At 36.8% G+C, this 12,530-nt stretch carries 13 protein-coding genes; 8 read left to right on the top strand and 5 right to left on the bottom strand.

Features of this window, described 5'->3' with window-relative positions; translation table 11 throughout:
• Positions 1–130: 130 nt before the first annotated feature.
• Complete coding sequence (locus B1NLA3E_RS11475) at positions 131–928, top strand: enoyl-CoA hydratase/isomerase family protein (protein WP_015594005.1); 798 nt, start codon at positions 131–133, stop codon at positions 926–928.
• Positions 929–963: 35 nt separating this feature from the next.
• Here the strand turns inward: B1NLA3E_RS11475 and B1NLA3E_RS11470 are convergent, their stop codons facing one another.
• The 3 genes from B1NLA3E_RS11470 to B1NLA3E_RS11460 form a co-directional block, all read right to left on the bottom strand.
• Positions 964–1,782, bottom strand: coding sequence for a hypothetical protein (locus tag B1NLA3E_RS11470; RefSeq protein ID WP_015594004.1), 819 nt, complete (start codon positions 1,780–1,782; stop codon positions 964–966).
• Between the two features lie 139 nt (positions 1,783–1,921).
• Positions 1,922–2,188 (bottom strand): hypothetical protein, encoded by a 267-nt coding sequence (locus tag B1NLA3E_RS11465; protein ID WP_041580475.1) that lies wholly within the window; start codon positions 2,186–2,188, stop codon positions 1,922–1,924.
• A gap of 156 nt (positions 2,189–2,344) precedes the next feature.
• Positions 2,345–2,818, bottom strand: coding sequence for a flavodoxin family protein (locus tag B1NLA3E_RS11460; protein ID WP_015594003.1), 474 nt, complete (start codon positions 2,816–2,818; stop codon positions 2,345–2,347).
• Between the two features lie 263 nt (positions 2,819–3,081).
• Between B1NLA3E_RS11460 and B1NLA3E_RS11455 the strand changes: the two genes are divergently transcribed.
• The 6 genes from B1NLA3E_RS11455 to B1NLA3E_RS11425 all read left to right on the top strand — a co-directional run bounded on the left by B1NLA3E_RS11455 (position 3,082) and on the right by B1NLA3E_RS11425 (position 9,919).
• Positions 3,082–4,584 carry an amino acid permease gene (locus tag B1NLA3E_RS11455; RefSeq protein WP_015594002.1) on the top strand — a complete coding sequence of 501 codons (1,503 nt, stop codon included), beginning with the start codon at positions 3,082–3,084 and terminating at the stop codon, positions 4,582–4,584.
• Positions 4,585–4,601: 17 nt separating this feature from the next.
• Complete coding sequence (locus B1NLA3E_RS11450; protein ID WP_015594001.1) at positions 4,602–5,432, top strand: acetyltransferase; 831 nt, start codon at positions 4,602–4,604, stop codon at positions 5,430–5,432.
• Between the two features lie 38 nt (positions 5,433–5,470).
• Entirely contained in the window at positions 5,471–6,583 is a 1,113-nt protein-coding gene (menC, locus tag B1NLA3E_RS11445; protein WP_015594000.1) for an o-succinylbenzoate synthase, read from the top strand.
• 207 nt (positions 6,584–6,790) lie between these two features.
• Complete coding sequence (locus B1NLA3E_RS11440; RefSeq protein ID WP_015593999.1) at positions 6,791–7,810, top strand: fatty acid desaturase; 1,020 nt, start codon at positions 6,791–6,793, stop codon at positions 7,808–7,810.
• Between the two features lie 376 nt (positions 7,811–8,186).
• Positions 8,187–9,323: a sensor histidine kinase gene (locus tag B1NLA3E_RS11430; protein WP_015593998.1), complete on the top strand. Its 1,137-nt coding sequence runs from the start codon at positions 8,187–8,189 to the stop codon at positions 9,321–9,323.
• Complete coding sequence (locus tag B1NLA3E_RS11425; protein ID WP_015593997.1) at positions 9,320–9,919, top strand: response regulator transcription factor; 600 nt, start codon at positions 9,320–9,322, stop codon at positions 9,917–9,919. The genes B1NLA3E_RS11430 and B1NLA3E_RS11425 overlap by 4 nt, the downstream gene beginning before the upstream one ends.
• Before the next feature lie 112 nt (positions 9,920–10,031).
• Here the strand turns inward: B1NLA3E_RS11425 and B1NLA3E_RS25895 are convergent, their stop codons facing one another.
• Together B1NLA3E_RS25895 and pssA are read right to left on the bottom strand one after the other, a co-directional pair.
• Complete coding sequence (locus B1NLA3E_RS25895) at positions 10,032–11,264, bottom strand: polysaccharide deacetylase family protein (RefSeq protein ID WP_015593996.1); 1,233 nt, start codon at positions 11,262–11,264, stop codon at positions 10,032–10,034.
• A 148-nt stretch (positions 11,265–11,412) separates the two neighbouring features.
• A complete protein-coding gene (gene pssA, locus B1NLA3E_RS11415; protein ID WP_041580473.1) occupies positions 11,413–11,904 on the bottom strand; it encodes a CDP-diacylglycerol--serine O-phosphatidyltransferase in 492 nt (163 codons plus the stop codon).
• 166 nt (positions 11,905–12,070) lie between these two features.
• Between pssA and B1NLA3E_RS11410 the strand changes: the two genes are divergently transcribed.
• The gene (locus tag B1NLA3E_RS11410) at positions 12,071–12,529 is read left to right on the top strand and encodes a DinB family protein (RefSeq protein WP_236619666.1); all 459 of its coding nucleotides are present in this window, start codon (positions 12,071–12,073) and stop codon (positions 12,527–12,529) included.
• The last annotated feature ends 1 nt before the right edge of the window (position 12,530 follow it).

The raw sequence follows: 12,530 nt of genomic DNA, 5'->3' as shown, positions 1-12,530 counted from the left end.
ATTATTTTCAAAATGAAGGAAGTACCATTCCAATAATTTGGTCAAAATACTTCTTTGTAACAACAAAACTTTTTGTTAAAAGACCAGAAAGAAACCATTTTATAACAATTTTTTAAGGGAGAGGGAAAGAATGAGAGTTGGTATTAAAAGGATGGAAGAGGAACAAGCAAAAATCACCCTTCAAGAAACAGGTGGGTTAGCTATAATAACGATACATCGTCCTCAAAAGCGGAATGCACTAACTGCAAATATGTGGGACCAACTTGCTGAAATTGGTGAGATGGTTTTGGAGAACCCTAAAAATCGAGTGTTGTTATTAAGAGGAGCAGGGGAACAATTCACAGCAGGTTCAGATTTACAGGAATTCCATGAAATGTCACTCGAAGAGGCAGAAAATGCATTTGTTCTAATGGAAAAGGCCATCTCAACAATTGAAAATTTACCACTACCAACTATTGGTGTAATAAATGGTCCAGCGATGGGGGCGGGACTTGAACTTGCACTTGCTTGTGATTTGCGGATTGGTTCAGAAAAATCAAGATTGGGAATACCCGTCGGAAAATTAGGCATCACCTTGAATAATAAATTTGCTAAGCGTCTTGTAGATTTAGTGGGACCAAGTGTTACGAAAGAACTAGTTTATTTGGGTCGCATACTTAAAGCCGAAGAAGCATACTCGGTAGGAATGCTAAATTATTTGGTTGAAGAAGCAGAGTTAGGCCGATATGCTTTGAAAATGGGGAAATTGGTAGCATCCATGTCTCCGGCGTCATTACTTGCAGTTAAACAATCAGTTAATGAGTGTATAAATAGCACTCCAGTTCTTTGGAATGGATCGACTCCATTTGTAGATCAGCAGGATTTTCCTGAAGGAGTAGCAGCATTTGTTGAAAAAAGGGCTCCACAATTTACCCGTCGAACAAAATAAAATAAGATTTTCTATAAAAATAGAAAGCTCATTTTTTAATCGAGCTTTCTATTTTTTGTGACCATCTGAACATTTAGATTGACGGAGTACAATTCAATATTAAGTTTATTGATAAAGTGGAAACGTATATCACTTTGAAGTTTTTCAACGATTTCTATTAAGTTGGACGGAAGAGGGTGCTTGATTGTGATAGTAGCCTTTAGTATAGGTAGCCCATTTAATTGTAATTCAACAGACTTGCATTCATCAATATCTGTGAAACTCATACATATAATCTTTACAATATCGTTGAAGGCCTTCTTATGTATTTTTATTGCTCCTCGGTGAAAATCAGGATGAACAACTGTGTTTTCCCCGATTATTTCCTTTTTGGGTGAAAAAATTTCCACTCCTCTATGAATCAATTTTTTAAAAAAGCTTTGATCAACCTGTTGATATGGAATGGGAATAATATGTTTGCCTTCCGTTTTTCTAACAAACTGGGCTATTTTAATCTCACTAGATGAACGAACATCTTCTACATGATAAAAATGTTTAATTTCACCTAATTGTAGACGGCTAGCAATTAACTTGGTCATTCGGTCAGATGTTCCAATTATTAATATTCTATCAACATAATAATTATTAATGGCCATTTGTACTTCCCTGACATGATCCTCATCAAAAAAGGTAGCTCTTTTTACTGCAGACAGCGAATATTTTTCAAACTTTGCAGAAGTCCCAGCAATTTTTTGTCCATTAAAAATGAGCAACCCATCATCGATGATAGCTGGTATTTTTTGTTTATGTGCAAATGATAAAGCACTTGTGCTTTTCCCCGTCCCACTTGCCCCACTTAATGAAAATATCTCCATGATTGATTCCTCAATTCGATAATTATTGATACTTTTCTCTATTATATTTTCTTTTGATGGACATTTTATTCCACTAAAACAATTGATAAGTCTGGGGCATTTATCATAAAATGCCCCCTTTCAATAGGCTAATTTAATTTCACAAAAAAAGATTACTTAATAGGTGTCTGAAACCAAATGCGCCTAACGAACTAACACTTGTCACAAGTACCGCAATAGATAAATATTGAGTGTAACCAGATTTGTTTTTAAGTCTAAACCAAAATATGGAAGACCAGATGATTCCAACAATAAAAATAAAAGTCCAGAAACCGTTTAATAGCATCGTACTTTCAATATGTAGAACATAGTAACCAAAATAAAAGATATCTATTAATAGTAAAATAATGAGGATTATTTTATTCAAGTCTACCATCTCCCATCCATATTTTAACACATTACAATTCCGATTTGTAAAAATATACAGACTATTCGGAAATGAGGGAGATAATGTACATTTAAAACAAAAAAGACTCAAAACTGTTTTCGTTTTAAGTCTCATTATATGTAGAATAGGTAACCGTTAAATTTGCTGGAGCAACTCCCTAATTTTTATCGCCCATTTCTCTGCATGATCAAGTTCTGTTGGTCCAAGAGGTCCTTCCCATTTACTAACAAAAAAGCTTTCAGGTTTACAAATTGAATGAAAACCTAATTTATTTAGTCTTTTTGTCATCCGTTTTGCTGCAGAACCAGATAACCATATTGGCATGAAATATCTAGTATCAAAAATAGCGATATGTATTAATGGGAATTCTGATTTTCTAAGTTTATTTAAAAATATAGCCATTTCATGAGTAGGCCTATGCCCATGAGTGGGACTACCTATAATAAGAAGATCCTTATCAATAATTTGAGCTGGATCTATTTCATTATGGATTGAGCCGATGATCACTTCACAATTTTTTCTAAGTTCCTGTGAAATTCGTTCTGCAATCGCTTTTGTATTTCCGAAAATAGAATCATAAACAATAGCAACTGAAAGCTCCTTGTTCATAGAATATCCCCCCTTTTAAAAGCGTAAACAAACTCCTACCAACATTTAATTTACCATATTTTTATACAAAGAATCGCATTTGAAATATTCATTTTTTTATAAATACAAATTATTTTTGTGAAATAATTATATATTATTTTACTATAAAAATTAACGAAAACTATGTATAATAAAAACTTGGCTGTGAATTTTCATGAATTCCAGCACATAACTATCCATTCACTAGCTTTGAAAAAATAACAATCAAAACTTAGAGGTGTAATATGCCAAATTCTCAACTCGCAAGACAAGAAGAATACGACGATTTACAAATAGATAAACAGGGTAGTCCTGATGGAGAACATCTATCGAGAAAACTTAAGACAAGACATCTTTCGATGATTGCCATTGGTGGAACGATTGGAACGGGTTTATTTTTAGCTAGTGGGGCAACTGTTGCCGCTGCTGGGCCTGGCGGTGCACTTGCTGCTTATCTGATTGCCGGAATCATGGTTTATTTCTTGATGACTAGCTTAGGTGAAATGGCTGCTTTCATTCCGATTACTGGTTCATTTAGTACCTATACTTCAAGATTTGTTGATCCTGCCTTAGGGTTTGCGATTGGCTGGAATTATTGGTATAACAATGCAATTATTGTTGCGCTAGAATTATCAGCATCTTCGCTCATTATGAAATACTGGCTTCCTAACGTACCCGGAATTATTTGGAGCGCCATATTTCTCGCACTCATATTTGGTTTAAATATACTATCGGTTAAGGGATATGGAGAATCAGAATTTTGGTTTTCAATCATAAAGGTTGCCACTATTATTATTTTTATCGTTATTGGTTTATTGATGATATTTGGGATTATGAATGGACATACTGGTGGATTTGAAAATTTCACTAAAGGAGAGGCCCCATTTAAAGGTGGTTTTCTATCAATTATTAGTGTTTTTATGATCGTAGGATTTGCTTTTCAAGGAACTGAACTGGTCGGGATTGCGGCTGGTGAAAGTGAGAATCCAGGAAGAGATATGCCAAAAGCAATCAAACAAATTTTCTGGAGAATTCTATTGTTCTATGTTTTAGCAATTTTTGTCATTGGCTGTCTGGTAAGTTATAAAGATCCACAATTATTAAGTTCAGATTTAGAGAATGTTGCTGTTAGTCCATTCACACTTGTGTTTAAACACGCGGGTCTAGCATTCGCAGCGGCTTTAATGAATGCAGTTATTCTTACTTCGGTTTTATCTGCAGGCAACTCGGCTATGTACGCAGCTACTCGTGTTCTTTGGGTTTTGGCGAAAGAAGGGAAAGCTCCTGCATTCTTAAAAAAGGTAAATAGGGGTGGTATTCCCACAAATGCTTTATACTTATCTACTATTATTGGGATGGCGTGTTTCCTAACTTCTCTTTTCGGAGATGGAACGGTCTATTCATGGTTATTAAATGCTTCAGGTTTAGCAGGATTTCTTTCTTGGCTAGGGATTTCGATTACGCATTACCGATTCCGCAAAGCGTACGTCGCCCAAGGAAGAGATTTCAAGGATTTACCTTATGTTTCAAAATGGTTTCCGTTTGGTCCAATTCTCGCAACAGTATTATGTCTTGTTGCTATTTTGGGGCAAAATTATGGTGCTTTCTTTGGACCGAAAATTGACTGGTATGGTATTTTAGTTTCTTATATTGGTCTCCCATTATTTTTCTTGGCCTTCATGGGTTATAAAATAGTTAAGAAAACAAAAATGGTTGACCTTAATGAGGCAGATTTTAGTAAGGAATAGTGGGGAGGAGGGTTACGATGACAACATTAGATAATCTTGAAATTCGCTCCCTGCATTCTGTTGCAGAGCTTGAGGAAGTCAGAGCGCTAGAATCGAAAATTTGGGGTCCTCAAGATTCGATTCCAACCCACCAAACCATAACGTCTGTGAAAAATGGTGGGTTGGTTTTAGGTGCTTATGTAGATGAGCAACTGATTGCCTTTCAATATAGTTTTCCGGGCTTTAATGGAAGGAATGTTTACCTTTGTTCTCATGTTCTAGCAACTGATCCGCATTTTCGCAGCAAAGGGATTGGAGAGAAATTAAAAATTGCCCAACGTGAGGAAGCTCGCAAACTTGGTTACGAGCTGATAACTTGGACATACGATCCGTTAGAAAGCGTAAACGGATATTTGAACATCGGTAAACTAGCTGCTGTAAGCTCCACTTATATCCCAAACTGCTATGGGGAGATGGATGACCTTCTTAACGGTGGGATTCCTTCGGATCGTTTTCTAGTTGAATGGCAAATTCAGCTAGATTCAACTTCAGGGACCCCAGAACAGGAAGTTGAAGGAGAGTCTTATTTAAAGAATTCACTCATTCAATTTGAAATAGATCATAACGGTCTACCAATTCCTATGCCTACTCATTCTTTGCCTAGACAAACTGATCAAATAGTTTCCGTCGCGATTCCAAAGAATTTTAGAGAAATCAAAAAAATTAACATCGAAACAGCAATCCTATGGAGGATGAAAACGAGAGAAATCTTTATAGAGCTGTTTCGGGAAGGTTGGCAGGTCTCTGGTTTTAAAAAGAATCCAATCACCGAAAGTCCGGTTAATTATTATATCCTTACGAAAAAGTAATCAAGTGTTCTCTGATTATATTAGGAGGAACTCCAATTATGAAAATTAAACAAGTAATTTTACGGCACCTTAAACTGGATTTGCTTACGCCTTTTACAACTAGCTTTGGAACTGAATACGATCGTGATTTTATTTTGGTCGAAGCAATTAGTTCAGATGGCGTTTCCGGTTGGGCGGAGTCCGTTGCCATGCTTGACCCACTTTATAATGAAGAAACGTTAAAAACAAACTGGCATATCCTCGAAGATTATTTGATACCAATCCTATTAAAAAATGAAATTAGGCACCCTGATGAACTTTCTGAAAAATTATTTAGCCATATTCGTGGAAATTATATGGCTAAAGCTGCTTTAGAGGGGGCTGTATGGGATATTTATGCAAAAGAGCAAAATGCTTCATTGTCAAGTATGCTTGGTGGAACAAAAAAATCCATCGACGTTGGAGTTAGTATTGGTATAAAAGATTCGATTGATGAGACTTTAACAATCATTGAATCACGTCTAACGGAAGGTTATAAGCGGATTAAGTTGAAAATCAGACCGGGCTGGGATGTAGAATTAATTAATAAGGTCCGGAAAGTTTATCCGGAAATTCCGTTGATGGCAGATGCAAATTCAGCCTATTCTCTTCAAGACATCGATAGCTTAATTGCACTTGATGACTATAATCTGATGATGATTGAACAGCCACTTGCTTATAACGATATAATTGACCATGCAGAGCTACAAGCTAGATTGAAAACGCCGATTTGCCTTGATGAAAGCATTCATTCACTTGATGATGCCCGCAAAGCGTTAAAGCTTGGCAGTTGTAAAATTATTAACATCAAGATTGGTCGGGTTGGTGGCTTGACACCTTCACGTAAAATTCACGATTTGTGCCTTGAACAGGGAATTCCATTGTGGTGTGGTGGCATGCTAGAATCTGGGATTGGCCGTGCTCATAATATCGCGATTACTTCCCTGAAAAATTTCACTTTACCGGGAGACACTGCAGCATCATCATTATATTGGTCAGAAGATATTATTGAACCAGAAGTTACTGTTGATTATGGCACGATTAATGTCCCGACAACACCTGGAATTGGCTATAATGCCTCACTTAAAAAAATCAGTAAGTACACGAAATACGCTCAAACATATAGATTTTGATAGTCAATTACATAAACCGATTTTTATTTCTTTTGAAGTAAAAATCGGTTTTTTTCTGTTCTCTAGTGGTCAAAATAGACTGAGGAAACCCCTTTCGTTCGGTAGTATGACATTTGTCACTTTTTGTCCATGACACGTATGACTGCAAATTACCTTTTTCATTATTTATAATTAGAAATAGCATAAGAGGAAAGGAAATAACCAAATATGACACATCAAAAACAAATCAATTTACGTAAACAAGTTGCTCCATATGAAAAATCAAATACAAAGGATAGTGTTTTGCAAATCGTTAACACGATGGTCCCATTTTTTCTTTTTTGGTACTTAGCATATCAAAGTCTATCTGTTTCCTATATCTTAACATTGGTACTAGCGATGATTTCTGCTGGATTTTTGGTGCGTATTTTTATTATTTTCCATGACTGCTGCCACCATTCTTTTTTTAAAAGTCGTAAGGCAAATAAAATACTCGGTACCATTACTGGAATTTTAACCTTTTTCCCTTATTACCAATGGCAGCATGATCATTCCGTCCATCATGCAACGAGCAGTAATTTAGATAAGCGTGGTACAGGTGATATTTGGGTTCTTACCGTGGAAGAATATGTATCTTCTCCATTTTGGTTACGATTTTCTTACCGATTTTATCGGAATCCACTCGTAATGTTTGGTATTGGACCAATTTATGTATTCCTTTTTAAAAATCGTTTTAACAGAAAAGGCGCGCGAAGGAAAGAACGCCTTAATACTTATTTAACAAATATTTCGATTGCGATCTTAGTCACAATCCTTTGTTTAACAATTGGATGGCAAGCTTTCCTGTTGATTCAAGTTCCTATCTTTATGGTCTCTGGTGCAGCTGGCATTTGGCTCTTCTTCATCCAACATACCTTTGAGGATTCTTATTATGTAGAGGACGAACAATGGGATTATGTGAAAGCAGCAGTAGAAGGGAGTTCTTTTTATAAACTTCCTAAGATTTTGCAATGGATAACAGGAAATATTGGTTACCATCACGTCCATCATTTAAGTCCAAAGGTGCCAAACTATAAGCTTGAAGCGGTTCACAACAATACACCACCATTGCAAAACGTACCAACCATCACTTTAGCGACTAGTATTCAATCGCTTAAATTCGGACTGTGGGACGAAAACACAAATAAGTTCGTTCAATTTAAGGAGATCAAATCAATCGCTAAAATGAAGAGCAGTGTTTCGAATTAATTTCGATATGTAAATTACGCCCTTACTTACGATAGCAGTTTAACTAAAATTGCTATCGTAAGTAAGGGCGTTCATCATCTAATGAAAAGTGTAAACATTGCAAGAATTCGTAGCTTTTGCTATTTTTGTAATAGGTTGTGTTAAAGCTCAATGTTGATTTTTTGCACAATGTTGATTGGAGTGGAAGGCACGAAGACTCCTGCGGGAGCAGCGGGACAGGTAAGACCCCACAGGCGCTTTAGCGCCGAGGAGGCTCACCGCCCGCCCCTAAGGTGCGCGAGTGCCTGGAACGGAAATCAACATTCTAGTTTAACAGAGCCTTGTAATAAGAAAGCAATGGCAAAAGTATCTAATACTAATAAATGAGGTTCTAATCATGATTAAGAGGTATGCTTTTTTTCAAAAAAGCCCTGGGATTTCTCCATATATATGGACTATCCTTGGTATTTTACCATTTTATTTTATATTTCAATCTACCTCGACAATCAACATAATAATAGGAATTTTACTTACCATTTTGTTTTATGTCGTCTACCGTTTTGCCTTTATTTCAAAAGGGTGGTCCGTTTACATTTGGACATTGATACTGATTGGTATTTCTGTTGCTGCAACTAGCTTATTTAGCTATATTTATTTCGCTTTTTTTCTTGCCTATTTTATTGGCAATATTAAGAACCGTATGGCCTTTATTACCTTGTATATTGTTCATTTAGTCACCACGACCGTTTTAATAAATTATAATATCGTCATCCAAGAAGAATTATTCATTAAGCAATTGCCATTCATTATTATCACTTGGATTAGCGTCATATTGCTTCCTTTTAATATTCATAATCGAAATGAACGAGGACAGCTTGAAGAACAGCTTGAAGACGCTAATAAACGAATTTCGGAGTTGGTGATTATGGAGGAACGCCAAAGGATTGCACGTGATCTTCATGATACTCTTGGACAAAAGCTCTCTTTGATCGGTCTGAAAAGCGATTTAGCAAGAAAGTTGATAAATAAAGATCCCGAACAAGCTCGGAATGAGCTAAAGGATGTCCAACAAACCGCAAGGACAGCATTAAATGAAGTACGGAAAATCGTTTCATCAATGCGTGGCCTGCGATTAAAAGAAGAAATAGACAGGGTCAAACAAATTCTTGAAGCTGCTCAAATCGAGTTTGTATGCGAAAAGTGTAAGCCACTTACCAATGTTTCCTTGTTAACTGAAAATATCTTGAGTATGTGCTTGAAAGAGGCAGTAAATAATGTCGTAAAACATAGTGGTGCATCGATCTGTAATATTTCCATTCAACAAACATGGAATGAAATCACGATCATCGTTTACGATAACGGAAAATTCATAGAGACTACTGAGTCGTCCGGAAAAGGCCATGGACTGATGGGGATGAAGGAACGTTTGGAGTTTGTAAATGGAAGCCTTGAATTGAGTACAAAAGAAGGAACGTCACTAACAATAAAAGTTCCTAATGATGTAAAGCCGTCAGATAAGGAGGATCATCGATGATCAAAATCGTCATTGCCGAAGATCAGCAATTGCTTTTGGGAGCCTTAGGTTCACTGTTGAATTTAGAAGAAGATATGGAAGTGGTTGGAAAAGCTTCAAACGGCGAAGAAGCGATCTCTTTTGTAAAAAAACATCAGCCAGATGTCTGTATAATGGATATCGAAATGCCTGGAAAGAGTGGGCTTGAGGCTGCTGAAGAGCTAAAGGGGCTCGGCTGTAAGGTGATTATTCTGACGACATTTGCAAGGTCAGGTTATTTCCAACGGGCGTTTAAAGCCGGGGTAAGTGGGTATCTTTTAAAGGATAGTCCAAGTGAAGAGCTCGCTAGCTCGATTCGTAGCATCATGGCAGGTAAACGAATCTACGCACCTGAATTAATGGATGATGTCTATAGTGAAGGAAATCCGCTCACAGAACGGGAAAAGGAAGTTTTGGAGCTTGTAGCGGATGGGAAAAATACGAAGGAGATAGCCGATGAGCTTAGTCTTAAAGCCGGGACGGTCCGAAACTATATTTCCACGATTTTGGATAAGCTTGAGGTTAAAAACCGCATTGAAGCTATTACCCAATCAAAGGAGAAGGGTTGGTTTAAATAGAAACGGTTAATTCGTATTATCACCGAAAAAAACACTTTTAGTGTACTGCACCCCAAAAGTTAGAGTTAAAACCTAACTTTTGGGGTGTTTGTTTATTGCTCAAAATAGATTGCTACTTTAATAGCTCACTTAGGGTAACAAGCTTGTACCCTTTTGCAGATAAAATTGGAATGATATTGTCGACTGCTTCTGGTGTATTGATTCCACCAATATGCATGAGAATTATATCGCCGTTGCTTGCACCGGTTTCAATTCGAGAGATGATGACTGCAGATGAAGGCTGCTGCCAGTCTATCGTATCGAGAGACCATTGGATGCTAAGTGGATATCCAGCTTCTCCGACTGCTTTTAAAGCAGTGGTATTGTATGAGCCATAAGGAAAGCGGAAATAAGGACGTGGTGATTTTCCGGTAGCTGTTATGATGGCATGTTCCGCATTGGTAATTTCTTGAATAAGAGTGCTAGTGCTGATTTTTACTGGATCGGGATGAGAATAGCTATGATTTCCGATCTCGTGTCCTTCTACAACAATCCTTTTAGCATAGCTTGGAAACTTCTCTGCCCATTTACCAGTTAGAAAGAAAGTGGCTTTGATATTATACTTTTTTAAGACATCTAAAATTCCAATACCTGCAATATCGCTACCTGCGTCAAACGTTAAGGCAATTTCCTTTTGTGAAAGGATGCCATGTGAAAAAAGAACGGAAGTAGCGGTATTTTGTGGTGTTTCGGGTGTGGAGGGATTTGTCGGAGGCTGTGGCTCAATATTTTTCCCATATATCTTTAATTCTTGACCTACATAGATGACATCAGAAGAAAGGTTGTTCCATTGTTTTAATTTTGTAACGGTCACACCAGCTCGTGTAGCAATTTTCCATAGAGTATCGCCCTTTACAACTGTATAGTTGATTGTTCCATTTTCAGGAACAATTATTTTAGAAGGTTCAGTTGGGGAAGGGGGATTAGGGTCAGATGGAGGAGTTTGGGGTTCTGAGGGTTCCAGTGGTGGAGGTGTTTGTGTTGGAACTGGTTCCACACTAGGTTCTTCTGCTGGAGGTACCTCCACAGCCGGCTTTTCTTTTTCGATATTTTTTTCGTCATCTGTTTGAGTTTCTGGCTCTTTTTTGTTTATCTCAGTGTGGGGTGATGATGTCTTTTCTACTTTTCCAATATCACTCAAATCCCAGTGAATAATGGCCACCATTAATAAAGCTCCAATCAGGTTAAAAACAGCTAGTGCAAAATAAACCAACTTCTTGCCGGATTTTTTAAAATACGAGATTAACCCAATCACAAGAAAGACTAAAAACAATAGAATTAGAATAGCAAGCCAGATTTCTGACATACAAAATTCCCCCTTAAATTTAGCAATGGCTAGGGAGCAGAAATCAATATGAATATTTAGACACCATGAGAGTTTTATAGGAGTAATGGTGAGGTTGGAGAAGTTGAATTTCTACTTTAATTATACCATATAGGTCATTTATCCTCTTTTAGAATTTCTTAACACGGATTGGGCTAACCATTAAAATAGAAAGTAAAATGGTTATATACTGGTTGGTATAGAAAAATAAACCCATCGTTGCAATAGTAAGTCCTGCTAGAGGAATAGGTATGCCTAGAAAATAGCCAATAGTTGGTTTTGCGCTGAATCTTGCCAGTCTAAGAGCACCCATTGTTGGGTAAAGAAGAAATGCGATCGATGTTAATAAAGAGTGTGGTGATAATGTATGAAAGAGTATGGCTGGCGCTACTCCAAAGCTTACAACATCTGCTAAAGAGTCTAGTTCCACTCCTAGTTCACTATTCACTTTTAACTTTCTTGCAATCCTCCCATCAAATAAGTCAAAAATAGCAGCGAGAAAAATTAAAAAAACAGACTCGCGCATATACCCATTCATCATACAGGTAATGGAGAAAACGCCGCTTAATAGATTTGCAATTGTAAATAAATTAGGTATCCAGGATGCAAAAATGAATGGCAATTTTCTGTTCATCCTTTCGTGAGGAAAGATTCAAATGATTTTTACTAACATCCTTATTTTGTCGAGAATGTAAAATTTTATCCCGTTTTCTAAGGATTAATTCGGGATCATATATTGGGAATGTTTTCATTATATTGTTTAGTCAAGGTTAATCATAAATATGGAGGTGTATTCTTTGAGAACAATTTTAAATATGTATAATCATTTGGAGTGGGCTAATCAGCGGATTTTGGAACTCTTGCAATCTATAGAATTTGAAAATGAGAAGGCAATCCGATTGTTTAGTCATATCCTCCTTGCTGAACAGGTATGGTTTACTAGATTAAAGGGGGAGGATAGCTCTCAAATCTCGATTTGGTCAGATATAGATGTTGCAGCATGTGCAAAAATTGCCAAGCAAAACGAAGAAAGCTATTCGTTACTTTTAAAAGAATTAACAAATTCTGACCTAGATCTAATAATTTCCTATAAAAATAGCAAAGGGAAAGAGTTTGTTACTTCAGTCGGTGATATACTAACTCACATAGCACTTCATGGTCAGTATCATCGCGGACAAATAAACCAACTGGTTCGACGTAATGGGATTGAACCAGTAAATATCGATTATATTACGCTGGTAAGATAGG

Origin of the sequence: Bacillus sp. 1NLA3E (genome assembly GCF_000242895.2) — a bacterium.
Classification (GTDB): Bacteria; Bacillota; Bacilli; order Bacillales; family Cytobacillaceae; genus Bacillus_BU.
The sequence above is the reverse complement of the archived record's forward strand: the minus strand, read 5'-3'. Positions and strand labels throughout refer to the sequence as shown.

What these genes read in the sequence shown, in the direction of transcription:
- B1NLA3E_RS11425 (WP_015593997.1), top strand. Translation starts at nt 9,320, where the DNA reads ATGATCAAAATCGTCATTGCCGAAGATCAGCAATTGCTTTTGGGAGCC.
- B1NLA3E_RS11470 (WP_015594004.1), bottom strand. Translation starts at nt 1,782, where the DNA reads ATGGAGATATTTTCATTAAGTGGGGCAAGTGGGACGGGGAAAAGCACA.
- B1NLA3E_RS11460 (WP_015594003.1), bottom strand. Translation starts at nt 2,818, where the DNA reads ATGAACAAGGAGCTTTCAGTTGCTATTGTTTATGATTCTATTTTCGGA.
- B1NLA3E_RS11475 (WP_015594005.1), top strand. Translation starts at nt 131, where the DNA reads ATGAGAGTTGGTATTAAAAGGATGGAAGAGGAACAAGCAAAAATCACC.
- menC (WP_015594000.1), top strand. Translation starts at nt 5,471, where the DNA reads ATGAAAATTAAACAAGTAATTTTACGGCACCTTAAACTGGATTTGCTT.
- B1NLA3E_RS25895 (WP_015593996.1), bottom strand. Translation starts at nt 11,264, where the DNA reads ATGTCAGAAATCTGGCTTGCTATTCTAATTCTATTGTTTTTAGTCTTT.
- B1NLA3E_RS11450 (WP_015594001.1), top strand. Translation starts at nt 4,602, where the DNA reads ATGACAACATTAGATAATCTTGAAATTCGCTCCCTGCATTCTGTTGCA.
- B1NLA3E_RS11430 (WP_015593998.1), top strand. Translation starts at nt 8,187, where the DNA reads ATGATTAAGAGGTATGCTTTTTTTCAAAAAAGCCCTGGGATTTCTCCA.
- B1NLA3E_RS11440 (WP_015593999.1), top strand. Translation starts at nt 6,791, where the DNA reads ATGACACATCAAAAACAAATCAATTTACGTAAACAAGTTGCTCCATAT.
- B1NLA3E_RS11455 (WP_015594002.1), top strand. Translation starts at nt 3,082, where the DNA reads ATGCCAAATTCTCAACTCGCAAGACAAGAAGAATACGACGATTTACAA.